Annotated in this window: 21 protein-coding genes and 1 pseudogene; 13 read left to right on the forward strand and 9 right to left on the reverse strand. The window is 71.0% G+C overall.

Annotated features, from left to right (window positions below; translation table 11 throughout):
- Nucleotides 1–51: 51 nt before the first annotated feature.
- The 6 genes from MA875_RS16785 to MA875_RS16810 form a co-directional block, all read right to left on the reverse strand.
- The gene (locus tag MA875_RS16785; protein WP_248243400.1) at nucleotides 52–699 is read right to left on the reverse strand and encodes a multicopper oxidase domain-containing protein; all 648 of its coding nucleotides are present in this window, start codon (nucleotides 697–699) and stop codon (nucleotides 52–54) included.
- A complete protein-coding gene (locus MA875_RS16790; protein ID WP_248243401.1) occupies nucleotides 692–3,313 on the reverse strand; it encodes a heavy metal translocating P-type ATPase in 2,622 nt (873 codons plus the stop codon). The genes MA875_RS16785 and MA875_RS16790 overlap by 8 nt, the downstream gene beginning before the upstream one ends.
- Complete coding sequence (locus MA875_RS16795; protein WP_248243402.1) at nucleotides 3,310–5,763, reverse strand: phosphoketolase family protein; 2,454 nt, start codon at nucleotides 5,761–5,763, stop codon at nucleotides 3,310–3,312. The genes MA875_RS16790 and MA875_RS16795 overlap by 4 nt, the downstream gene beginning before the upstream one ends.
- Nucleotides 5,764–5,821: 58 nt before the next feature.
- Complete coding sequence (locus tag MA875_RS16800) at nucleotides 5,822–6,682, reverse strand: F510_1955 family glycosylhydrolase (RefSeq protein ID WP_045247080.1); 861 nt, start codon at nucleotides 6,680–6,682, stop codon at nucleotides 5,822–5,824.
- Nucleotides 6,683–6,799: 117 nt separating this feature from the next.
- Complete coding sequence (locus MA875_RS16805; RefSeq protein ID WP_045247081.1) at nucleotides 6,800–7,414, reverse strand: DUF305 domain-containing protein; 615 nt, start codon at nucleotides 7,412–7,414, stop codon at nucleotides 6,800–6,802.
- Between the two features lie 99 nt (nucleotides 7,415–7,513).
- On the reverse strand, nucleotides 7,514–7,984 hold the full coding sequence (locus MA875_RS16810; protein ID WP_248243403.1) for a DUF6153 family protein: 471 nt from the start codon (nucleotides 7,982–7,984) through the stop codon (nucleotides 7,514–7,516).
- 151 nt (nucleotides 7,985–8,135) lie between these two features.
- On the opposite strand from MA875_RS16810, the gene MA875_RS16815 reads away from it, so the two are divergent.
- The 9 genes and pseudogenes from MA875_RS16815 to MA875_RS17645 all read left to right on the forward strand — a co-directional run bounded on the left by MA875_RS16815 (nucleotide 8,136) and on the right by MA875_RS17645 (nucleotide 16,470).
- Nucleotides 8,136–8,600, forward strand: a complete 465-nt coding sequence (locus MA875_RS16815; protein WP_248243404.1) for a DUF6153 family protein — start codon at nucleotides 8,136–8,138, stop codon at nucleotides 8,598–8,600.
- 415 nt (nucleotides 8,601–9,015) lie between these two features.
- Nucleotides 9,016–9,687, forward strand: a complete 672-nt coding sequence (locus MA875_RS16820) for a M23 family metallopeptidase (protein WP_248243405.1) — start codon at nucleotides 9,016–9,018, stop codon at nucleotides 9,685–9,687.
- The gene (gene lgt, locus MA875_RS16825) at nucleotides 9,687–10,571 is read left to right on the forward strand and encodes a prolipoprotein diacylglyceryl transferase (RefSeq protein ID WP_248243406.1); all 885 of its coding nucleotides are present in this window, start codon (nucleotides 9,687–9,689) and stop codon (nucleotides 10,569–10,571) included. Before MA875_RS16820 ends, lgt begins: the two co-directional genes overlap by 1 nt.
- Nucleotides 10,549–12,195, forward strand: a complete 1,647-nt coding sequence (gene resB, locus MA875_RS16830; protein WP_248243407.1) for a cytochrome c biogenesis protein ResB — start codon at nucleotides 10,549–10,551, stop codon at nucleotides 12,193–12,195. Before lgt ends, resB begins: the two co-directional genes overlap by 23 nt.
- A pseudogene (ccsB, locus tag MA875_RS16840) lies at nucleotides 12,179–13,177 on the forward strand (c-type cytochrome biogenesis protein CcsB). The gene resB and the pseudogene ccsB overlap by 17 nt, the downstream one beginning before the upstream one ends.
- Before the next feature lie 27 nt (nucleotides 13,178–13,204).
- Nucleotides 13,205–13,480 carry a hypothetical protein gene (locus tag MA875_RS16845; RefSeq protein ID WP_005049588.1) on the forward strand — a complete coding sequence of 92 codons (276 nt, stop codon included), beginning with the start codon at nucleotides 13,205–13,207 and terminating at the stop codon, nucleotides 13,478–13,480.
- 19 nt (nucleotides 13,481–13,499) lie between these two features.
- Nucleotides 13,500–14,129 (forward strand): TlpA family protein disulfide reductase, encoded by a 630-nt coding sequence (locus tag MA875_RS16850; protein WP_248243408.1) that lies wholly within the window; start codon nucleotides 13,500–13,502, stop codon nucleotides 14,127–14,129.
- Nucleotides 14,129–14,857: a cytochrome c biogenesis CcdA family protein gene (locus MA875_RS16855; RefSeq protein WP_248243409.1), complete on the forward strand. Its 729-nt coding sequence runs from the start codon at nucleotides 14,129–14,131 to the stop codon at nucleotides 14,855–14,857. The genes MA875_RS16850 and MA875_RS16855 overlap by 1 nt, the downstream gene beginning before the upstream one ends.
- A 119-nt stretch (nucleotides 14,858–14,976) precedes the next feature.
- Nucleotides 14,977–16,470, forward strand: a complete 1,494-nt coding sequence (locus MA875_RS17645) for a hypothetical protein (protein ID WP_282449254.1) — start codon at nucleotides 14,977–14,979, stop codon at nucleotides 16,468–16,470.
- Nucleotides 16,471–16,652: 182 nt separating this feature from the next.
- Here MA875_RS17645 and MA875_RS16865 read toward each other — a convergent pair whose 3' ends face one another.
- Entirely contained in the window at nucleotides 16,653–18,569 is a 1,917-nt protein-coding gene (locus tag MA875_RS16865) for a multicopper oxidase domain-containing protein (protein ID WP_248243410.1), read from the reverse strand.
- Between the two features lie 33 nt (nucleotides 18,570–18,602).
- On the opposite strand from MA875_RS16865, the gene MA875_RS16870 reads away from it, so the two are divergent.
- The 4 genes from MA875_RS16870 (at nucleotide 18,603) to lnt (ending at nucleotide 22,268) form a co-directional block, all read left to right on the forward strand.
- The gene (locus MA875_RS16870; protein WP_248243411.1) at nucleotides 18,603–18,776 is read left to right on the forward strand and encodes a hypothetical protein; all 174 of its coding nucleotides are present in this window, start codon (nucleotides 18,603–18,605) and stop codon (nucleotides 18,774–18,776) included.
- A gap of 153 nt (nucleotides 18,777–18,929) precedes the next feature.
- Entirely contained in the window at nucleotides 18,930–19,376 is a 447-nt protein-coding gene (locus tag MA875_RS16875) for a hypothetical protein (RefSeq protein ID WP_248243412.1), read from the forward strand.
- Nucleotides 19,377–19,644: 268 nt separating this feature from the next.
- Nucleotides 19,645–20,664: a flavin-containing monooxygenase gene (locus tag MA875_RS16880; protein WP_045245675.1), complete on the forward strand. Its 1,020-nt coding sequence runs from the start codon at nucleotides 19,645–19,647 to the stop codon at nucleotides 20,662–20,664.
- Entirely contained in the window at nucleotides 20,661–22,268 is a 1,608-nt protein-coding gene (lnt, locus tag MA875_RS16885) for an apolipoprotein N-acyltransferase (protein ID WP_248243413.1), read from the forward strand. Before MA875_RS16880 ends, lnt begins: the two co-directional genes overlap by 4 nt.
- A gap of 28 nt (nucleotides 22,269–22,296) precedes the next feature.
- On the opposite strand, the gene MA875_RS16890 is transcribed toward lnt, so the two are convergent.
- Together MA875_RS16890 and MA875_RS16895 are read right to left on the reverse strand one after the other, a co-directional pair.
- The gene (locus MA875_RS16890) at nucleotides 22,297–22,785 is read right to left on the reverse strand and encodes an alpha/beta hydrolase (RefSeq protein ID WP_248243414.1); all 489 of its coding nucleotides are present in this window, start codon (nucleotides 22,783–22,785) and stop codon (nucleotides 22,297–22,299) included.
- 405 nt (nucleotides 22,786–23,190) lie between these two features.
- Nucleotides 23,191–23,808: a hypothetical protein gene (locus tag MA875_RS16895; protein WP_036286071.1), complete on the reverse strand. Its 618-nt coding sequence runs from the start codon at nucleotides 23,806–23,808 to the stop codon at nucleotides 23,191–23,193.
- Nucleotides 23,809–23,824: the final 16 nt, after the last annotated feature.

The raw sequence follows: 23,824 nt of genomic DNA on the forward strand, positions 1-23,824 counted from the left end.
CAACCACGTCCGACCACACGAAGCGATCGCTTGGAACCGGCCCGCCGACGTCTACGCCGGCACCGCCGACCCCACCACCCCCAACTTCGAAATCGAAGAAACCCTGCCAACTACTTGACGCGGGACACATTCGTCGTCCCACGTCACCTTCTCGTCCGGGTCATCGATGATGAGCGCACCGTAGAGGCCGTGGTCCAGTTGCGGGCCGACGTGGGGGTGGAACCAGTAGGTGCCCGGATGCGGGGTGACGAACTCGTATGCGAACTGTCCGCCCGGGGCGATGGGGGCTTGGGTTACCGGAGGGACCCCATCCATGTCGTTGCGGAGGGCGAGTCCGTGCCAGTGTACGGAGGTGTCCGCGTCGAGCTGGTTGCGGACGGTCGCTTTCAGCGTGTCGCCTGCGGTGAGCCGGATTACCGGGGCGGGGATACCTCCGAACGCCCAGGTGGCGGCGGAGGTACCGGCCAGGTCGAGCGTGGTGGGGGCGGCGGTGAGGTCGACGGTGGTGACTCGGCCGGTGCCGCCGCGGTTCTTCTCCGTGCCGGACACCGCTGCGCCGGTGGGTGTCACCCATTGCGGCGCGGGGGTGCAGGAGGCGAGCACGGCTGCCGCGACGGCGCCCAGTCCGAGTCCGAGCACACCTCGTCGGGTCAGCAGCATCGGGGAGGACGGTGTGGGAGAGAGCGGACGGTCAGGCATGTTCGGGCTTCTTCTGCATGGTCGTCGCAGCGGGCGCCTGGGCGGGCAGGCGGAGCCGCTTGAGGAGGAGGGCGTTGACGGCGACGATCACGGAGGAACCGGACATCGACAGGGCGGCGATCTCCGGGGACAGCATGATCCCGAACGCCGGGTAGAACACGCCAGCGGCGATGGGGAGGGCGGCGGCGTTGTATCCGATGGCCCAGCCCAGGTTCTGCCGCATCTTTCGCAGTGTGCCCTTGCCGATCTTGAGTGCGATCGCAACATCGAGCGGGTCCGAGCGCATCAGGACCACGTCGGCGGTCTCGATGGCGACGTCGGTGCCGGCGCCGATCGCGATGCCGAGGTCGGCCTGGGCGAGGGCGGGGGCGTCGTTGACGCCGTCGCCGACCATCGCGACCTTCTTGCCCGTCTTCTGCAGCTCGGCGACCTTCGCGGACTTGTCCTCGGGGAGCACATCCGCGATCACGGTGTCGATGCCGAGGAGAGCGGCGATCCGGTCGGCGGTGGGCTTGTTGTCCCCGGTGAGCATTGCGACCTCGACGCCCTGCTCGTGGAGAGCGTCGATCGCGGTCTTTGCGGTGTCCCGGGGTGCGTCGGCGAGACCGATGATCCCGGCGACTTGCCCGTCCACGGCGAACAGGATCGCGGTGCGGCCGGACCCAGCCAGGTCCTGCTGAGCGGCCTGCACCCCGCTGATGTCGATCCCCTCCCCGGTGAGAAGGCGCGGGTTGCCGAGGACGACCTGTCGACCGTCGACGGTGGCGATCGCGCCCTGCCCGGTGACGTTTCGGAACGCGGTCGCGGTGCGACGGGGGATGTCGCGGGCGTCGGCGTAATTCACGATCGCTTTCGCCAGAGGATGCTCGGATTCCCGCTCCAACGCGACCGCGAGGGAGAGAGTCTCGAGGTCGTCGCCGCCGACGGGGATGTAGTCGGTGACCTCCGGCTCCCCCTTGGTGAGGGTGCCGGTCTTGTCGAACACGACCGTGTCGATGTGGGCGGCGGTTTCGATCCCGGAGGCGTTCTTGAACAACACGCCCCGTTTCGCGCCGAGCCCGGTGCCGACCATGATCGCCGTCGGGGTGGCGAGGCCGAGCGCGTCGGGGCAGGTGATGACGACGACGGTGATAGCGAACAGGATCGCCATCGGCAGTTCGGCCCCGGCAAGAAACCACACCAGGAAGGTGAGGGTGCCGCCGATCAGGGCGACCAGGACGAGCCAGAACGCTGCCCGGTCGGCGAGGCGCTGCCCGGGGGCTTTCGAGTTCTGCGCCTCCTGCACGAGCTTCACGATCTGCGCCAACGCCGTGTCCGAGCCGACTTTGGTGGCTGTGACGCGGAGGGTGCCGACGGTGTTCACGGTCGCTCCGATCACCTCCGACCCGGGCGCTTTGTCCACCGGCATGGACTCGCCGGTAACCATCGACTCGTCCACCTCGGACTCTCCGGATTCCACGACACCGTCGGTGGGGATCTTCGCCCCCGGCCGCACCAGCATCAGATCCCCCGGGACGACCTCGCTGGTGGGGATCTCGACCTCCTGCCCGTCACGGATCACGACCGCCTGCGAGGGTGCGAGCTCCAGGAGGGTGCGGATGGCGTCGTTCGCGCCGCCGCGGGCGCGCATCTCCACCCAATGCCCCAGCAGCACGAAGGTGGCAAGCACCGTGGCGGCTTCGTAGAACACTTCACCGCCGCCGGTGAGGGTGACCGCGAGGGAGTACAGCCAGCCGGCGCCGACACCGACCGCGACGAGCACCATCATGTCGAGGGTCTTCGCGCGCAGCGCCCGGTAGGCGCCGTCGAAGAAGATCCACGCCGAGTAGAAGATCACCGGCAGCGACAGGATCAGCATGAACACGTCATCGCGCAGCCCGAACGGTGCCGGCACCTCGAATCCGATCACCTCCCGCCCGATCGGAGACCACAGGGTGATCGGGATCGACAGGATCAGCGCGACCAGGAACCGGTTGCGCATGTCGCGGATCATCGCGTCCATCGACATCCCGCCGTGATGCCCACCGTGGCCCATCATCTCCTGCGCACTGTGACCCGACGCTGCACCATGATCGTGCCCACCCGCGGCCGCGGTGTGACCGGCGTGCTCGACGTGGTGACCGGCATGCTCACCGTCATCCGCCGTCGCCGACGGGGCGTGCGTGTGGTCGTGGCCAGCGGCGTGATCGTGGACGGGGTCGTCGTGATAGCCCGCAGGACCCTTATGGCCCGCGTGGCTGGCGTGACCCGTGGCATCCGTGTGGCCCTCGTGCGCGTCGTGACTCGCGTGCGGTTCTTGTGCGCCCTCAGCTGCGGGGCCGTGGTGGGCGCTGTGGTCGTGCGCACCCTCGTCGTGCGGGTCGTGCGCGGGGTCGCAGATATGGTCGGGGACGGACTGGCCGGCGCAGTGATACCCGCAGTCGATGACCCACTGCTGCAGGTGCGCGACCGAGGTGGTCTCGGGGTCGTAGGTGACGGTCGCGGTCTGCGAGACCGGGTTCGCGTCCACGGCGATCACCCCGGGTTGGCGGCTCAGGTGGGCTTCGGTGACGTTCTTGGAGGTCGCGCGGATCATGCCGCTGACCTGCAGGGTCACGGTTCTGGTGTCACTCATTTCGGTTCCTTCCCGATGGTGGGGTCGGTGGTGTCGGGGTGGGGCCAGTGCCAGTCGGCGACGGCGGGGATGTCGGTGCCGTGCTCACGGGTGTGGGCGCGGGCATGCAGGCGGGCGTCCTGCAGCTCCTGCCGCAGCTCCGCGTGGCGGGCGGCGAGGCCCGGGACGTGGTCGAGGACGTCGATCGCCAGCCGGTACCGGTCGAGGTCGTTGAGCATGACCATGTCGAACGGGGTCGTGGTGGTGCCGCGCTCCTGGAAGCCGTGCACGTGCAGGTTCTGGTGCCCGGCGCGCTTGTAGGTGAGTCGGTGGATCAGCCACGGGTAGCCGTGGTAGGCGAAGATCACCGGCTTGTCGGGAGTGAAGATCGCATCGAACTCCCGGTCCGGGAGACCGTGCGGGTGCTGGTCCTCGGATTGCAGCCGGGTCAGGTCGACCACGTTCACCACCCGCACTCTCAGGTCGGGGATGTGCTCGCGCAGCAGCGCCGCCGCGGCGAGGGTCTCGAGGGTGGGGACGTCGCCGGCGGCGGCGAGCACCACATCCGGCTCGGTGCCTGCGGTTTCGGTGCCCGCCCACGGCAGGATCCCGAGCCCGCGGGTGCAGTGCTCGATCGCCTCGTCCATCGTCAGCCACTGCGGGGCGGGCTGCTTCCCGGCGACGACGACGTTGATGTACCCGGCCGAGCGCAGGCAGTGGTCGTAGGTGGACAGCAGCGTGTTCGCGTCGAACGGCAGGTAGACGCGGACGATGTCGGGGCTCTTGTTCAGGGCGAGGTCGATGAACCCGGGGTCCTGGTGAGAGAACCCGTTGTGGTCCTGCCGCCAGACGTGGCTGGAGAGCAGGTAGTTGAAGCTCGGGATCGGGTCCCGCCACGACACCTCCCGGGCCGCTTCGAGCCATTTGGCGTGCTGGTTGAACATCGAGTCGACGATGTGGGTGAACGCCTCGTAGCAGTTGAACAGCCCATGCCGGCCGGTAAGGACGTAGCCCTCGAGCCAGCCCTGGCACTGGTGCTCGCTGAGCACCTCCATCACCCGCCCAGTCGGGGCCAGGTGCTCGTCGACGGGCTCCACGGCCGCGTTCCACTGCTTGCCGGTGGCCTGGTAGACGGGTGGGGCGAGTCGGTTGGAGGCGGTCTCGTCCGGGCCGAAGATGCGGAAGTTGTCCGGGTTGTCCCGGATCACCCCCGCCAGCCACTCGCCCAGCACGCGGGTCGCTTCGCCGGTCGACGCCCCGCGCGCGGCGGGGTCGACCGGGTGGGCGTGCTTGTGGAAGTCCGGGAGCCGCAGCGGGACGGTGAGTTGTCCGCCGTTGCCGGCCGGGTTCGCGCTCATCCGCCGATCCCCGTCCGGGGCGATCGCGACCGTGGCCGGGCGGGGGGCGCCGGTCACGTCGAACAGCTCGTGCGGGCGGTAGGACGCCAGCCAGTCCTCGAGGATCCGCAGGTGCTCGGGATTGTCGCGGACCTCGGCGAGCGGCACCTGGTGTGCCCGCCAGGTGCCCTCCACCGGCAGACCGTCGATGATCTTCGGGCAGGTCCACCCCTTCGGGCTGCGCAGCACGATCGCCGGCCACGCCGGCCGCCCCTCCAGCGTCCCGGCCGCCGCGGCGGCCTTGATGTCCGCGATCTCATCCAGCACCGCATCCAGCACCGCCGCGAACGTCGCGTGGGACTCACGCGGGGTTTCGCCATCGAAGCCGACAGTGACGACGTGGGGGTGATGACCGTAGCCGCGCAGCAGCGCGACAAGCTCCTCCTCGGGGATGCGCGACAGCACGGTCGGGTTGGCGATCTTGTACCCGTTCAGATGCAGGATCGGCAGCACCACCCCGTCATGGGCGGGGTTGAGGAACTTGTTGCCGTGCCACGCGGTCGCCAGCGGCCCGGTCTCTGCCTCCCCGTCACCGATCACGCAGGCGACCAGCAGGTCGGGGTTGTCGAACGCGGCCCCGTAGGCGTGCACCAGGGAGTAGCCCAGCTCCCCGCCCTCGTTGATCGACCCCGGCGTCTCGGGGGACGCGTGCGAGGGGATCCCGCCCGGGAAGGAGAACTGCCGGAACAACGCCCGCAGCCCCTCTTCGGTGCGGTCGATGCCCGGGTAGCGTTCAGTGTAGGTGCCGTCCAGGTAGGCGTTGGCGACCATGCCGGGTCCGCCGTGCCCGGGCCCGGTCACGTACAGGGTGTTCAGGTCGCGGTCGCGGATGGCGCGGTTCAGGTGGGCGTAGAGGAAGTTCAGGCCCGGGGTGGTGCCCCAATGCCCCAGCAGCCGCGGCTTGATGTCGTCCCGGATCAGGCGGTGGCGCAGCAGCGGGTTACCCTGCAGGTAGATCTGCCCGATGCTCAGATAGTTCGCCGCCCGCCACCACGCATCCACCGCCGCCAACTGCTCGGCGGTGGCATCAGTGGTGCGGTGCGCCCACGCGGGGGGTGCCGGTGTGGGGGTCATGGTCGGTCTCCCTCCGATCCGCGGCCGCTCGGGTCGCGCCAGGTGCGAATGACGGTGGTCATGGTGTTGCCGCCGGGATGAGAACGGTGGCGGTGGTGTCGCGGATCCAGACCACGCCGCGGTCATCGACCAGGACGATCGCACCGTCCCCGGTGACCCCGAGGGCTTGGACGGTTCCCGTGGTGGTGCCGACGTCCTCCCAACCGGTGCCGACCAGACGTCGCAACATCCCGTCGGTGTCCACTCCGACCACCCCACCGGTTGGGTCGGTCTCCACCAGGTACAGCACTGGCGCGTCCGGCGCCGGGGTGAAGGTGGCGCCACCGTCAGTGCTGTGCTGCAGCCCGTCCTGGGTGGCGGCGTACAGGGTGCCGTCGGTCGCGGCGGCCAGGTCGACGGCGGGCAGCTCGGCACCGTCCGCCCAACTCTGCCCGCCGTCGCTGCTGGTGCGCAGCAGCGGGCGGGAGGATCCGATCCCGTACAGGGTGCCGTCGCCGGTGACGGTGAGGACGTGGAAGTCCTCTTCCCCGGTGAACGCGACCGGTTCCCACGAGGCGCCAGCGTCGAGGCTGCGGATGATGCCGAGGTTGGGGGCGCCAAGTTCCGCCGGGGTGGACGGGCCGGGGTGCCCGGACGCGTAGAGGGTGTCACCGGTAGCGGTCAGTCCCATCGCGTCCAGGTCGATGCCACCGACCGGGCCGGTGACGGTGCCGTCCTCGCCCAGCGTGTACAGGCCGGTGTGGGTGCCCAGCAGCACGGTGCCGTCACCGTCGTCGACGATGCCGTGCACATGCCCGAACCCGGCCGCGGTGCTCGCGGGTGCATCGGGCTCCGCAGGGGTGGTGCTGCAGCCCGTGAGCAGCAGCGCGACGGTGACGGTGGCCGTGATCGCCAGTCTGCGGGTGGTGGGAGAGATCATGAACGGAGGGCCTTTCCGTGCGGGTACGCCGGATACCGGTGACCGCACAGGGGTCGAGGGTGGGGCCTCGGACGGGACCGGCATCGGGAGCGCGGGTCCCGTCCGAGGGGTACCGGGTCAGAGGCTGGCGAGGATGTCCTGCATCGTGGTGATCTCGGCGGTCTGCCCGTCGATGATCTGCTGCGCGAGGGCGGCCACGTCCGTGTTCTGTCCGTCGGTGAGCACCGACTGCGCCATCGTCACGGCGCCCTGGTGGTGAGCGATCATGCCGTTCAGGAACAGGCGGGTCGCCTCGACCCCGGTCGCGGCATCCAGAGCGGCCATGTCGTCCTCCGACATCATCCCGCCGCCCATGTCCATGCCGTCCATCCCGGACATGGAGTCGTCGTACGGGACGCCCCACTCCTGAAGCCAGCCCTTCATGGTCTGGATCTCCGGGTCCTGTGCGGCCTTGATTTGCTCGGCGAGGGAGACGACCCGCTCGTCGATGCCGTCTTTCGCGAGGATCTGATCGGCCATCTCGATGGCCTGCTGGTGGTGCGGGATCATCATGGTCACGAACATCTCGTCCGCGGCGTTGAACGCGGCGGCGGACTGGGAGGGGGCGGTGCTGGTCATCCCCCCGGGTCCGTGGTCCATGCCGGGCATGGTGCCGTCGGTGGGGGCGCAACCGGCGAGCACAAGCACGGTGGCCAGGGCGCCGGCGGTCAGCGTGAGAGTACGAAAACGCATCAGGAGTGTCCTTATCTAGTCAGTCGGTGAGGGTCTGATCAGTGCCCGGGAGGGCTGAGCGCAGCATCCCCGGCAAGGGTCGCCGGGGTTCAGGCGGAATCAGGTGCGACTGATGGACAGGACAAGCAGTGAAGGCGGGCGGGGATGCGGCAATCCGGCCAGCAGAGTCCGGGTATGGGAGCGCGAGCGGTCTACGGCGTATGTGAGAAGGGCACGGAACGTCGGGGCGAGCAGGACGATCACCGCGGCCAGCAGCGCCAGCACACACACCATCATCAGCAACGGATGATCCGGCATCCCCGCAGGGCTGCCGCACCCGTCCTGGCAATGCCCCCCAGCGCCCTCCGCCGCAGCTGCGGTCATCGGCGTATCGTCGGCGGCGGCTGGTGCGGAGCCGACCTGGCTGTGCGTGCTCATCGCGCTGGTCTCTGATGCCAGGGCGGGCTGGTGGGAACCGGTCAGGACGTGCATGGACAGCAGCCCGGTGATGATCGCCAGGGCGATCGGAGCGGCCAGCAGGAACCGGCGCACCCCGGGGGTCAGACGCGCGTGCGAGCGAATCACGTTCACGACCGACCTCCTTCCCGTCCAGGGTAGCGGTGCCCTGCCCCCGCGACACGGTCAGAACACCACGCACGGGAACGGGCCCTACCACTCAGCATATACCCATCCGGGGTATCCAGGATGGGTATCGCTTCGGGGATGGCTACCCGCCCGGGGTATGCTGGGCGTGATCGAGGAAGGGGCGTCGACGGTGAACCAGGTGGTGGCGCGACGGCGGGCACTCGGGTCCCGGCGTGCCCTGTGGTTCTACCTGTCCGCGGTGGCCGCGATCATCGCAGGGCTGCTCGCGATGCACTCGCTGAGTCTGGAAGAGGACCAGGCGGGCACTGTCGTGTCCGCCTCCGCAGTCGTTGCGGCCCCCGATGCCGCCGCTGATGTCCTGGTCAGCGGGGTGGTGACGCCCTCGTGCGATGAGACGGTCTGCGGGACGTCTCATGCTGTCGCTGCCGTGACGTGTCTGCTCGCGTTGCTGACCCTGCTCATCCTGGTGCTCCCGGCCCGGGACGGGTGGATGTCGCTGCTGGCATGGCTGCGATCCCTCCCCGGCAGGTCGGCCACGTTCACGTCCAGGTCGACCCTTCTGCGGCCCTCCCTGATCGTTTTGTCGATCAGCCGCACCTGATCAACACGCCGCACGCGCCCGCCCTCTGAGCCACCGCTGGCGTGACCGTGTGATGTCGCCCGACGGCCACGATGTGCGCCCCGTAGGTAAGCGCGCCGCGCCTGCGGCAGCACCGCGTGTGACCCGAGCCAGGATTCTCGCCGCGGAAGCGGCACACTCCCGGCCGCGATTCCCGGTTGGACCGTGTGACGGCGGTGGCGACCGTGCGCACCTTCATCGTCCCCCTCCTTCAGGAAAGACTTGTATGCCCGAACCCGCCCTCCCTTCCCCGACGACCGGTATCGGAACGCGCCGCGCGGCGAGAGCCGCCCTCTCTTCCCCGCCCGTCCCGACGCGACGCGATCGACGCCGGCGGCCCACCCGTGCCGCCCGGACACCTCGACACACGCCTCGCAGCACGCTCACCCACCGTCGGATGCTCGCCGGCACCGTGATGCTCACGGTCGCTTCCCTCGGCGCACTGCCATTGCTGATCCCGTTGGCGCCAGAGCCGGCATTCGCCGCCGAACCGCCCCGCACCCCGGTACGCGCCCAGTCGTTCACCACCCCCGACACCGTCACCGGGACGGTGATCGCTCGAGGGGAATACACGGTGGCGGTGACCGCCCCTGCCGGGACCGAGTCGTACGCGCACACCGCGGACACGTTCACCAATGACCCGGCGTCGGCGGTGCAGTGGCCGTTCACGGTGGGGGTGCCGATCAGCAGCACGTTCGGGTACCGCACCCGGCCGTGCCCGTCGTGTTCCAGCGATCATGCCGGCCTGGATATGACCCCGGGCATCGGCACCCCGATCCAGGCGATGGCCGACGGGGTGGTCACCACTGCGACGGAGCAGGGCGGCGCGTACGGGGTGTATGTGGTGATCCGGCACGAGATCGACGGGCAAGTCGTGGAGAGTGTCTACGCGCACATGCGGGAAGGGTCCCTCGCCCTCGCCCCGGGGCAGACCGTGCGGGTGGGGCAACTGGTCGGCCGGGTCGGGAACACTGGACGCAGCACCGGCGCGCACCTGCATTTCGAGGTGCGCGTCGGCGGGGAGCCGGTCGATCCGCTGGTGTGGATCCCCGCGAACAGGAGACCCTGATGCGCGCCATCGTGGTTCCGGCGCTGATCCCGAGCCCGGGGATCAGCTTCGTGCAGGTCGGGCCGTTCCAGATCCGGTTCTACGCGCTGGCGATCCTGGCCGGGATCGTGCTGGCGGTGCTGATCACCGGCCGTCGACTGCGGGCGGTCGGGCATCCGGCCGGGGTCGTGGTGGATGTGGCGATGTGGGCGGTGCCGTTCGGGATCCTCGGCGCCCGCATCTACCATGTGCTCACCCATCCGGGCGACTACTTCTTTCCCGGCGCGGACCTGTGGCGGGTGCTCTACATCTGGGAGGGCGGGATCGCGATCTTCGGTGCGATCCTGGGCGGGCTGGTCGGGATCGTGATCGGCACCCGTCGCGCCGGGATCCCGGTGCTGCTGTTCCTGGACGCGCTCGCCCCGGGGATGCTGGTCGCCCAGGCAGTGGGGCGGCTGGGGAACTACTTCAACCAGGAACTGTTCGGCCCACCCACCACCTTGCCGTGGGGGTTGCAGATCGACCCCTCAGCCCCCGCGATCCCGCCGGGGACCCCGGCGGGGACCCTGTTTCATCCGCTGTTCCTGTACGAGCTGCTGTGGAACCTGGCCGGTGCCGCCGTGATCGTGCTGCTCGAGCATCACCGTCGCCGGCACGGCCGGATCACGTTGGGCGCCGGGCGGAGTCTGGGCGTGTACCTGCTGTGGTACGGGGCGGGGCGGGCGGTGCTGGAGTCCATCCGGCTGGATCCCACCGAGCTGCTCGCCGGCGGGCTGAAAGCGAACGTGCTCACCGCCCTGGTGGCCGCCGTACTGGGGGTCGGGCTGCTCGCCCACGCCTCCTGGCGCGCCCGCCGCCGCGCACCCGTCCGGGGGAGGGGGGATGCGCGTGTCGATCCGCAGTGAGCAGGCCTCGCAGCTGCCCACCGATCACGTCGACCGGCCGGTGGACGAGCCCACGAATCCGCGCCTGAGCGTGTCGGGGTGGGCGCGGTGGGCGTGGCGGCAGCTGACCAGCATGCGCACCGCCCTGGTGTTGTTGCTGCTGCTCGCGGTGGCCGCGATCCCCGGGTCGTTGATCCCGCAACGCTCCTCCGACCCGAACGGGGTGATCCAGTTCGACAAGACCAACCCGGGCTGGATGTGGGCGGTGGACCTGCTGCAGCTGCACGACGTGTTCGGGTCGGTGTGGTTCTCCGCGATCTACCTGCTGCTGTTCGCCTCGCTGATCGGCTGCGTCATCCCCCGCATCCGCCACCACCTGACCGCGCTGCTCGCCCCACCCCCAGCCACCCCCCGCAACCTGTCCCGCCTGCCCGCCCACACCCGCCGCCTCCTCCCCGACACACCCCCCGGTGCGGTCCTGGACGCGGCCGAGAAGGCCCTGCGCCGGCAGCAGTACCGCACCCGCCGGGTCCGCGGCGACGACGGACGGGACTCGGTCGCAGCCGAACGCGGCTACCTCCGGGAGACCGGGAACCTGCTGTTCCACGTGGCGCTGCTGGCGGTGCTGGTCGTGGTCGGCGTCGGCGGCGGGTTCCGGTTCACCGGGCAGCGGGTGCTGGTCGAGGGGCAGACCTTCGCGTCCACCCGGATCGCGTACGACTCGTTCACCGCCGGCCGGTTCATCACCGACACGCAGATCCCGACGTTCTCCCTCACCCTCGACCGGTTCCGCGTCGACTACGTCCTGGACAACGTCAACGCGCTCGGCATGCCGAAGACCTTCGACGCACAGGTCACCACCACCACAGGCGACACCCGGCAGGCCTCCAGCATCCGGGTCAACGAGCCACTGCCGGTGGCCGGCACCGACATCTACCTGCTCGGCAACGGGTACGCCCCCACCATCACCGTCCGAAACCCGGCCGGGAAGACCGTGTTCCGTGACACGGTCCCGTTCCTGCCGCAGGACGCGAATTTGACCAGCCTGGGCATCGTGAAAGTCCCCGACGGGCTGACAGAGCAGGTCGGCCTGGTCGGGATGCTGTACCCCACCCGCGCCACCACCGCCTCTGGGGCGTTCGCGTCCAGCTACCCGGACCTGCTGGACCCAGTCGTCACCTTCAACGTGTACGTCGGCGACCTGGGCCTGAACACCGGGGTCCCGGTGTCGGTGTACGCACTGGACACCAGCACCCTCACCCAGATCGCCGGGCGCGGCACCCCCACCCCCGCCCTGCAGCTGGTCCCCGGCACCCCGGTTCCGCTGCCGGACGGGCTGGGCACGATCGAGCTCGGCCCGATCCCCCGGTTCGCGTCGCTGGAGATCGCCGCCGACCCCACCCAAACCCCCACTCTGATCGCCGCGGTCGCCGCGATGGCCGGGCTGGCCCTGTCCCTGTTCGTGCCCCGCCGCCGCCTTTGGGTCCGCGCAACCACCGGCCGGGACGGCGGCACGGTGCTGGAGGTCGCCGGGCTAGCCCGCGGCGACGACCCCCGCCTGCAACCCACCGTCGACACCCTCGCCACCCGCCTCACCCCTTCCCTCGCACCCCTTCGAGGAGGCTCTGATGACCCCGTTCCTTGACGCCCTGTCCCTGCTGCTGGTGTACTCCGCGATCGCGATCTACGCCGCCGCATTCGTCGCCTACACCCTTCACCTCGCCCGCCGCGCCAGCACCCCTGCCGTCCCGGTCACCGCCCGGGTGCCAGTCACCGCCGGCGCCACCAGCACCACCGACCCGGACCTGGCAGGCACACCCAACGGCCCCGCCCCCGACACCGCACCCGGTGCCGCCGCTGCCCCGGGGGGCGGACGGGTGGCGGGGAAGGCGGCGCGGGTCGGGTTCGCGTTGACCGTGCTGGGCTGGGTGTTCCATCTTGCCGGGGTGGTGCTGCGCGGGGTCGCCGCGGACCGGGTGCCGTGGGCGAACATGTTCGAGTTCTCCCTCACCGGCACCGCCCTGATCATCGCCACCTTCCTGGCCGTGTCGCTGCGGGTGCGGCTGGCGTACCTGGGCAGCGCCGTGCTCGGGCTGACCGTGCTGCTGCTCGGCGTCGCGACGGTCAGCTTCTACGTCCCCGTCGTCCCCCTGATGCCCGCCCTGCAATCCGGGTGGCTGGTCATCCACGTGCTGGTCGCACTGCTGGCGACCGCGTTCTTCGGGCTCGCGTTCCTCGTCTCCCTCACCTACCTGCTCACCACCCGCCGCCGCGGCCGCCCCTCCCGGCTCACCCGGCTGCGTGACAGTCTGCCCGGGCCGGAGGATCTGGACCGGCTCGCATACCGGCTGACGATCGTCGGGTTCATCCTGTGAACCTTCACCCTGATCGCCGGGGCGATCTGGGCCGGCCGCGCCTGGGGCAGGTTCTGGGTGTGGGACGTGAAAGAGGTGTGGACGTTCATCATCTGGGTGCTCTACGCCGGATACCTGCACGCCACCGCCACCCGCGGCTGGGCCGGCACCCGCGCCGCCTGGCTGTGCATCGTCGGCTTCGCCGCCGTGCTGTTCAACTTCGGCGTCGTCAACGTCTTCTTCACCGGGCTGCACTCCTACTCCGGACTGTGACCCGCCCCCTGCGAAAGGACCCCGCTCATGACCCGCACCACCCCCCGACCCGCCCCAGCTGAGGACCCACAACGCGCCTGGCGGCGACACCGACTGCTCGTCCGGGTCGGCCAGGCCCTGATGGCCGCCGGCGCGATCGTCGCGATCATCCACTGGCTCGCGCACCTGGAAGTGTTCGGCCCCGGCCAGCCCTCCGGCTGGCTCGACCTGGTCGCCGGGTACCCGACCGGGGCGCTGCTGCTGATCACCGGCGCCATCCTCGCCGGCCGCCGCCGCCCCACCAGCAAGAGCACGAACACCTGACCGACCGGAGTGATCCCGCATGCGCACCCCCACCGCCCTGACACGCCCACCCCGCCGCACGGTCACCGCCGCCGCGGTCGCCGTGTTCGGCGTGCTCGTCCTGCTCCTGGCCGGGTGCACCGCCCAGACGCCCGGCCTGTTGTCCTCCTCCCCGTCCCCGGGGTATCTGTCCGCGGACGAGACCGTGCGGGAGATCCCCGCCGACCGGCGCGACGACCCGGTCGCCTTCACCGGCACCACCGACACCGGGAAGCAGGCGGATTCCACCGCGTGGGCGGGCTCAGTCGTTGTGGTGAACTTCTGGTACGCCGCCTGCCCGCCCTGCCGTGCCGAAGCGCCCGACCTGGAAGCCCTCGCCCAGACCTACCAGCCCGACGGTGTCGTGTTCATCGGCGTCAACGTGCGCGACAGCGCCGACACCGCCGCCGCGTTCGAGAACCAGTTCGGCATCACCTACCCGTCGATCCTGGACGCCACCACCGGCACCGTGCAAGCCGCGTTCGCCGGGAAAGCCGCCCCCGGCGCCGTGCCCACCACCATCGTCCTGGACCGCACCGGTCGGATGGCCGCCCGCATCATCGGGCAGCTCCCTACCCGCACCACCCTCGCCTCCCTCATCGACACCGTCCTCGCCGAGACGAGCCCCTGATGGGGGAGATCATCACCGCCGGCAGCATCTGGGCCGCCCTCCCCCTCGCCCTCCTCGCCGGGCTGGTGTCCTTCGCCTCCCCCTGCGTGCTCCCCCTCGTGCCCGGCTACCTCGGCTACCTCACCGGCACCACCACCACCGCGGGGGTCTCCCGGTGGCGGGCGCTGGCCGGGACCGGGCTGTTCACCCTCGGCTTCTCCGTCCTGTTCATCGGCTACGGGGCCGCGTTCGGCGCCCTGGGGGCCTGGCTCATCCGCTGGCAAGATCTCCTCACCCGCATCCTCGGGATCGTGGTCCTGCTGATGGGGCTCGTGTTCCTCGGCGTGTTCCGGCTCTTCCAACACACCGCGAAACCCGCCATCCACCCACCCAGCGGGCTGGCCGGAGCTCCCCTGCTCGGCATCGCGTTCGGGCTCGGCTGGACCCCGTGCCTGGGCCCCACCCTCGCCGCGATCTCCGCCCTCAGCCTCACCACCGGCAACCCCGCCCGCGGCGCCCTCCTCGCCGTCACCTACTGCCTGGGCCTGGGGCTGCCCTTCATCGCCGCCGCCGCCGGCCTGAACTGGGCCACCGGAAGCATCACATTCCTGCGCCGCCACATCCGCACCATCAACATCACCGGCGCGGTCCTCATGATCGCCACCGGCATCGCGATGATCAGCGGAGCCTGGACACTCCTCACCTCCAGCATCCAGAACCTCATCGGAGCCACCGTGCTCCCCCTCTAACACACCTCTAACACCCCGCTGCCGCCGGGAGCGGGGCCATGGCGTTAGCCGCCTGGCAGGGCCGGACCGGCTCCCTGCCGCATCACAGAAAGGACAGACCATGCGACCACACGGCAGCCGTGACCGCGCCCCCCATCCCGTCCGAGCCGGACCCGGCCCGCGGTTCCCCGGCGCTGGGGGCCGGGGGCGTCTGGGTCGCCGCCGCCGCCGCGGCCGCCGGGGTCGGGTCGGCGTATTGGGACGACTCCTGGCACACCACCCTCGGCCGGGACAGCACCTTCATCCCTCCCCACCTGCTGCTGTATGCGTCGATCCTCACCGTCGGGGTCGTGATCGCCGGCTGGGGGTGGCGGCGGCTGGCCGCGACACGATCCATGGCCGCCGTGTTCCGCACTCCCGGGTTCGCCCTCGCGGTCGCTGCGGCGGTCGCGACCGCGGCGGCCGCGCCCGCCGACGCGTTCTGGCACACCGCGTTCGGGCGTGACGCGGTGCTCTGGTCGCCCCCGCACCTGCTGTCGGTGATCGGCACCCTGTGCGTGCTGATCGGCCTGCTCACCGGCACCGACCGGCACGTGCCCGCCCCGCCGCGGATCGCCCTGGCCGCAGGCGTGCTGGGGGCGGCGCTGATCATCGTGATGGAATACGACACCGACGTGCCCCAGTTCACCGAGACCCTGTACCTGCCGCTGCTGCTGGCGACCACGCTCGGCGCGGCATGGGTGATCACCACCCTGGTCCCCGGCCGCACCCGCCTTGTCCTCGTCGTCGCCGTGTACCTGGTGTTCCGGGTGGTGCTGTGGGTGCTGCTCACCACCTCTGGGTGGCTCGCCCCCGACCTGCCGGTCGCGGTGGCCGGGCTCTTCCTGCTGGCCCTGCCCGTCCCCCGGTGGCGGTGGCCGGTGGCCGCCCTCGCCGTGACCACCCTGCAATTGCTGGCCTCCGGGACCGGGATCAGCAGCGTCCCACCCACCCCCGTCGCCTGGTCCGCCGTCGGCACCACCACGGTGATCATCGTCAGCATGATCGCCCTCACCGTGCGGCCGGGGACTCGCCTCCGATCCGGGGCCGCGGCCGCGGCCCTCACCCTTCTGCTGGTCGCCCTCGCCCCGCCCCCACCCGCGCAGGCGCACGACCCCGGCCAGGGCACCGCCTACGGCACCGCACAGAGGACCGTCACCGGCGACGGCACCGGGCAGCTGACCGTCACCATCACCGGCATCCGCCTCACCGACGACACCGGCCTCACCCCGTCCCGTCTGGTCGCCCGCCGCGCCGGAGAGGACCTCACCGCGCCGCTGCGCGCACAACCCGGCACCCCGCCTCCCGGTACCTTCACCGGGGAACTGGCACTGCCGTCACCGGGGCTGTGGTTCGTGTACGCCCAGTTCGCCACCGGCGAACGCACCCTCGAGGTGTGGGTGCCCGTCGATCAGCAGCTCACCGGCCCGCAGAGCCAGCAGCGCAACCTCTACCAGCCCGTCACCGCCCTCACCCCGTCACCGGGGCAGATCCTCCTCGGCGCCGTGCTCCTCGCCGTCTCGACGGCACTCACGGTCGCCGCGGCCGTCACCGTCGCCCGCCGCCGACGCGTCCTCCTTCCCGCCACCACCTGACCACGGCGAGGTCACCGCGTCTCGTCGCGGGCCGGCGGGCGACCTCGGCCCCGGCAACCGAAACGGTCGGGCACGATGAGCTGAGCACCTCTTGCATCCGCCTGCTGTGCTGCCGGAGGGCGCGGACGTGACTCGACGCGGCAACGGCGACCACAACGGCGGCGGTTCTTCGGTTCGTGGGGCTATTCGGTGACGTTGATGATCATGGTCAGGCCGCCGGCGCCGTCGGTTTCGACGTTGTTGTTGGTGGTGTGGTGGTTGATGTGGCAGTGGATGAGCCACTGGCCGGGCTCGAGCGCGTTCCAGAGCACGTCGTAGCGTTGTCCCGGCCCGACGTTGATCGTGTCGGCCTGGAACTGCTGCGCCGCGGTGAGGGCCGCCCCGTCGCGGGCGACGACGGTGAACGGGCCGCCGTGGATGTGCATCGGATGGATGTCGATGGTGTTCGAGCCGATGAACCGCACCCGGAGGGTCTCCCCCACCTTCATGTCGATGGTCTCGGTGGCCGGGTACGCCTTCCCGTTGATGGTGAAGTAGTTCGGCATGCCCCCTTCCATCGGCATCGCCGGATAGGTCAGCCCCTCCCGAGACAGCCACTCCTGCAGCTGAATCGTGTACTCGCGATCGGCAGGCGGCTGCAGGCCAGGGTCGGCGGGGTCGATGATCAGCGCCCCGTACAGGCCGAGGGCCTGCTGCCGGTCGGCGTGGTCGTGGGAGTGGTAGAAGAACGTGCCCCACTGCTTCACCGTGTACTCGTACCGGTAGGTGTCGCCGGGTTGGATGGGATCCTGGGTGATCCCGGCGGGCCCGTCCATCTCGTTGGGCACGTCCAGGCCGTGCCAGTGCACGGTCGTGGACTCGTCGAGCTCGTTGGTCACGTCGATGCGGATCCGGTCGCCCTGGGTGACCTGCAGCCGAGGCCCCGGGATCTGCCCGTTGTACGCGTACGCGTCGACGGTGACGCCGGGGAGGATCTCCCAGCGGATCTGCGACACGGTCAGCTCGAACACCCTCACCCCGTCCTCGACGCGGGCAGGTTCCAGCACCTCATCACCGCGGGTGTCCACGTCGTACGCGGCGGTCGCGGCCCGCGGGTCGACGGCGGCCATGTCCCGCATCGCCTCGGCGGGGGTGTCACGGGTCATGATCATCCCGGGCGGCATGATCAGCCCACCGACGTCGTGCGCGCTGAGAGTCATGTTGACGGCGTTCGCGGGGGCGACCATCCCGACCACGAGCGCGATCGCGGAGAACGCGCCGACCACGGTCAGCTGCGGCACGGTCACCGCTCCGGCGCCAGAAGGCTGGTGCGCCTCATGCCCCGACCCCGGCGACGACGCACCGCCCGCCGCCTGGTCGTGGCCAGCGTGCGCCTCCGGCGGCCGCGGGCTGTGCTGCGCGTGCGCGTCATGCTCCTGGGGGTGGGTGGCGGGCTGGGGGCGGACGGTCATCAGACCGTGCTTGAGGCCCTTCTTCACCATCCACACGTTCACGGGGTAAGCGAGCACGAACCCGACCGCGATCCCGAAACTCATCACCGCCCAGAACAGCAACTCGGTGGGCAGCATGGCCCGCATGTCGCGGCCCATCATCAGCAGCGACATCACCGGCGCCATGCCCGCCATCATCAGGTTCATGCTGATGAACTCGGGCAGGAACGAGCGGCGCACGTTCTGCCAGTAGCTGCCGCCCATCATGTTCTTCATGAACAGGGCCTGGAACACGAACAACCCGAACGCGAACCCGGCGGCGTACTCGATGAACAGATCCAGCCACATCGGCAGGCCCAGCGACGCGACGACGACGGCGGCGACGATGATGCCGGTGGCATCGCCCGCGACGCAGTGAATGGTCGACCCGATGCCCTGCTTCCACAGCGGCCGGGTGAACTCCTCATGCTCTCCCGGCCGCGGCTCCTTGTCCGCGAGCACATACAGCAGCGCCCCGATCGGCCCCAGGTAGAGGGTGACCAGGATGAAGCCCCACTTCATCACCGCCGGCTCCGGGTTGTGACGGAACTGGTCCACCCCGACCCAGATCGTGCTGATCGCGACCAGCACGAACCAGGCGACCAGGAAATAGTCGATCGGTTGAATCAACCTCGCCCGCCTCTCCCTCGCACACGGGTGCACGTGCCCGGTGGGGCGAACCTGACGCAGCCGAGACGATCGCGGCGGAGTTCAGCGACCCGTGCCGTCCTCAACGGCGCCGCCGAAGAAGTCCGCACCGGCAGACTCGACCCCGACGGCATCACGGCGATCCTGCTGCCCGCCTTCACCGACACCACCGCACCCCGAGGGCACTGATCCTTCCGCTCAGGAGACGGACGTCGTTCGGCGATAATCGAGAACGACGTGCCGGTGGACGCGATGTGGCTGCTCTGTCGGCGAAGGCGTGGAGGGCCTGCGGCCGGGCGGGATCCGGGAGACGCAAAGGTCGGATTGGTACAGTGAGGGACTATGCCCCGCGACCCCCGATCCCGGCCCGACCGGGTCATCGCGGCGGGGTGGTGGTCGGGGCGGCTGCTGACCATCCTGGGCCTGGCACTTGTGCTCATCATCGGCGGCTGGACCACCTCCCACACCACGGCTGACGCGCACGCCGACACCAGTGCGGGCTCCCCCATCGCGACCGGCTCTACCCCAGACTCGGGGGCACCGGTGGAGGGCCGGACGGCGTCGTCCTCTGCGGGGGTGTCCGTCGATGCGTCCGGGGCGTGGGGGTGCCTGATCGGGGTGGTGTGCACGCTGCTGGTACTGGCGGCCGTGACGGGGTTGCGGTTACAGAGCCGGCTGCGGATACTGCGGGTATCCCGTCCGGTGCGCGCGCCGCTGCTGGTGCCGGTGCCCGTGTCGCGGCGTCCGGCCGCGCCCTCACCGCTGCTGTTGTCGATTTCCCGAACCTGAGATCCGGCATGCCGCCCACCCATGGGCGGCGTCTTCCCGCCCGCCCGTGTGCGGGCGCTGTGTGATGCCGATTTCTAGGTTTGGAGAATGTCTTGACGACCCGTATCACGGCGGCCCCCGTCGCCGGTCCAGTGCCGACGGCTGCGGCCGGTCACCGCCGCCCACCCGGCCCCGCTCGGCCCCGTCCGGCCCCGTCCCGCCGCGGCGCCGGCGCGATCATCCTCCGTCCGTTCCCGCCCCGGCCCTCTTGTGCGGGGAGGGGGTGGTGATGCGGTCGGGGTTGACGCATCGGCGGGCGATCATCGTCGGGGCCGGGCAGGCCGGGCTCGCGGTGGCCGCCGCGCTGATCGGGTTGGGGTTCCGGCCGCAGCAGGAGTTCGTGGTCGTCGACGCCGCCACGGACCGGCAACGCAGTTGGGCGTCCCGGTGGCATTCGATGCGGCTGCTGTCCGACGCCCGCCACAGCACGCTTCCGCTCCGGCCGCTGCCGCTGGACCCGCACGAGCATCCCCGGGCCGATGAGATCGCGAACTACCTGGACCAGGTGCAGCACACCCTGGGGGTGGACCCGTTCTGGGGGTTGCGTGTGGTCGGGGTGGAACGCCGCGGTCACGGGTCGGTGCTGCAGCTGCAGACCGCGGAGGGCGACGTGCAGACCCGCAACGTGGTGTGCGCGACCGGCGCCGCCACCCACCCCCGCATCCCTGCGTGGGCGCAGCAGCTGCGGGTGCCCGGGGTGGTGCTGCACAGTGCCCACTACCAGTTCCCCCGGCAGGTGCCCACCGGGCGGGTGCTGATCGTCGGCGGAGGGAACAGCGGGGTGCAGCTGGCGCGAGAGCTGTCCGCCTCCCACGAGGTCACCCTCGCGGTCCGCACCCGACGGCCGCACCGACCCGCCCGTACCTTCCCCGTCCACGCCCGGGCAGGCTCGTCCTGGCTGGGTCGCCCACCCGCCGTGCAGCCGGTGTTCGGCGACAGCTACCATGCGCTGCGTCACGCGGGTGTGGCGGTCGCCCCGGCGGTGACCGGCGCGGACGGCGGGCAGGTCACGTTCGCCGATGGCAGCACCCTCGCCCCGGACTCGGTAATCCTCGCCACCGGGTACGACCCCGGCGACGACTGGCTCCCCGCCGAGGCGACCGCAGCCCGGTCCCGCCCGGCGATGACCGGGCTGCCGGGCTTGTTCGTCGCCGGGATCCCCGCCCACAGCCGCCCCGGAGCGGACACCCTCGCCGGGGTGTCCCGGGACGCCGCCGTAATCGCCCGCACCATCGCGGACCGGCCATGACCGCCACCCCGACGACCCTCCAGGACCCGCACGGACGCCCCCAACCCACCCCGCCGAACCGCCGCGCCCGGGCGGTGATGCCGTTGGCGATGGCGTTGCCGGTCGCGGCAGCCGCGGCGGTGCTGATGGATCTCGCCTACCCGGAGGTGGGATTCTGGCCGGCCGCGTTCGCCGCGACCGGGCTGCTGCTTCTCGCCCTGATCGGCCGGAGCGTGTGGGGGGCGGTGGCGGTCGGGGCGGTGTTCGGGTTGCTGTTCTTCGGGCTGCTGGTGTCCTGGACGACCCGGTATCTCGGGCCGGTGCCGTGGGCGGCACTGACCGTGGTGGAAGGGACCCTGACCGCGGTCGGGATCATCCCGCTGGCACTCGCCTACCGGTGGGTGCCGCGCGCCGCCCCCGGCCCGGTCGGACGCCTGCTCCTGCTGCCGGGCCTGGTGGCCGCGTTGTGGACGGGCCGGGAGGTGCTGCTGGGCGCCTGGCCGTACGGGGGGCTGCCGTGGGCGCGGCTCGGGATCACCCAAGCCGACAGCCCCCTCGTTCAGACGGTGTCCTGGGTCGGGGTGAGCGGGCTCACCTTCCTGATGGTCTTCACCGTCGCCGCCGCGATCGAAACCATCCGGACCGGCCGGTGGCGTCGCCCGTTCCCCGCCGCCGTACCCGCCGTCACCACCCTGATGCTGGTCCTGGTCCCGGCGTTTCCCACCACACCGGCCGGGACGATGCGGGTCGGGGCGGTGCAAGGCAACGGCCCGTCCGGGTACTTCGACCAGCGCACCGTGGGGGCGATCGCCCGGGCGCAGGGGGACGCGACCGGCCCGGTGCTCGACGCGGATGTGGATCTGGTGGTGTGGCCGGAAGGGCTGGATGCTGACCCGTTCCAGACCCCGTGGCTGGCCGAGTATCTCACCGGCATCAGCACCCGGGCAGGTGCCCCGCTGCTGGCGAACGCGGCCACCACGGCGGGCGGCAACATCTACAACACGTCGTTCCTGTGGGACCCGGCCACCACCGGTGCCACGCCGCAGCGGGAGCAGGTGCAGACGCACGCGAAACGCCACCCGGTGCCGTTCGGCGAGTACGTGCCCGACCGGGCGTTCTACACCCTGCTCGCTCCCGACCTGGTCGGGCTGCTGCAACGCGACTACGCGCACGGCACCGACCTGCCCATGGTCACCGTCGGCGACGTGCCGGTGGGGTTGGCGATCTGCTTCGACGTGATCTACGACGAAGTCATCGCCGAGAGCGTCACCGCCGGCGCGGAGCTGCTGGTGTTCCAGACCAACAATGCCGACTTCCGCGGCACGGACGAGAACCTGCAGCAGCTCGCGGTCGCCAGAATCCGCGCGGTGGAGACCGGCCGCACCGTGGTGAACGTCTCCACCGTCGGCGCCAGCCAGATCATCCGCCCCGACGGCAGCACCCTCACCGGTCTGCCCGCCGGACAGGCCGGGGCGATGATCGCCGACACCGACCTGCGCGCCGGGCTCACCCCCGCCGTCCTCATCGGGCAAGGCGTTTCCACTGTCACCCTATGGGGTGGGCTGGGTGGTCTCGCCCTCACCGGTGCGATCGCCCGGCGGCGACGCCCCCCTGCCGTGGCCTGACCAGGCATGCCCGCCAGACAACCCGGGGCTATCCGACGGGCGGGAGGACGAGGCGGCGGATCTCCGCAGCGATCAGGTCCGATTCTGTGGTGGGGATGTAGTGGCCGGAGCGGGCAGCGACCACGTGCCGGCCCTGCCGGGACTGTGCGGCCCGATACCGCCCGGCGGCGGTCGCGGCATCCCGGACCCGTCGCGGCATCCCGTCCGCGAGACTGCCGGAGATGACGGTGACCGGGACATCGGGCAGCACCGGCGGGTCGCCGCGCCAGGCGTGCAGCTCGGTGAGGAACGTGCACGCCTGCCGACCCTGGGTGACCACCACCGCGGGCCGGAACGCCTCCCGGTGAAGATCCGCCCGCACATCCTCGGGCATCCCCTCCCCGAGGAACCGGAAGAACCGCTCCAGCAACCCCACCCGTGCCAGCACCCACTCCACGGCGATCACGATCTTCTCCCCGACCCGGAACGGCACACCGAACCGCTGGGTCGCTGCCTCGTCGGTCGGATCCACCAGCACCAGACCGGCCTCCCGGTCCGGGCGGCCGGTCTGCTGCCTGCCGCACGATCGGGCCGCCCGTGGAATGCCCCACCTGCACGAACCCGCTGCTCGGCTCGAGGCCGTCCAGCAAATCGTTCAGGTCGTCGGCCATCCGGTCCAGGGTGCGCCCTGCACTATCCGGGGCGGACCGGCCCAGCCCTGCCCGGTCATACACCACGGCCCGCGTGAACGCGGCGACCCGGGTCTGCAGCAACGCCCAGGTGGAGCGGGTCGCCGCCCATCCCGCCTCGAACACCACCGTCGGCGCCCCGGGGGTCCCGGCCGGGGCGGGCAGCACCATCGTATACAGGGCGCGCTCGTCACGGGTGCGCACCCACACCGGCTCCCCCTGCGTGTGCACACGCTCCCCCGCCATGACCCGCCCTACCGGTCCGTGCCCTGGCGGGAGGCGCCGGTCGCGGCGCGGTGGGCCTTCTCCCGCAAGGCCAGCAGGGCGAGGGTGTCGTCCTTGATCTGGGTGCGGCCGAGGATGCCCCAGTGCGCGCTCAGGTGGTCTTCGAGGTAGCGCAGCACCCGGGCGAACGGGACGGTGTGCCACGGCGCCCCCGCCCCGGGCGGGGAGGTGGGGTTGCCGAACACGACCGTGCGGATCGTGTGCCCTTCCGGCGCCACCGTCCGTCCCGTTTCCAGCAGTTCGGCGACCAGCCGGGCGGCATCGGTCGGGGCGCAGCACCCGAACCGGGTGAACGCGGCTTCCAGCACGGCCGGGTCCCGCATCGCCGGGTTGGGGTGCGGGCGGCCTTCCTTGACCTCGCCGAGGATCATGTCCGCTCCGCCCCCGGCGCCCAGGGCCGGGTCCAGCGGTGCGTCGACGGTCCCGGACGCTCCCGGTGCGCGGTGCAGCCGTACGGCGAGGATGTCTAGGTCGGTGATGGTGCGGGGACCGCCGGGACCGGTGGCGTCCAGCACGGGGTATTCGGCGACGGTGAAGTAGCCGTTGACCCGCAGGTACGCCTGCACCAGCCCGACCGCCGTGTCCACCCTCTATCTCCGACCG

Origin of the sequence: Microbacterium kunmingense, assembly GCF_023155745.1 — a bacterium.
Classification (GTDB): domain Bacteria; phylum Actinomycetota; class Actinomycetes; order Actinomycetales; family Microbacteriaceae; genus Microbacterium; species Microbacterium kunmingense.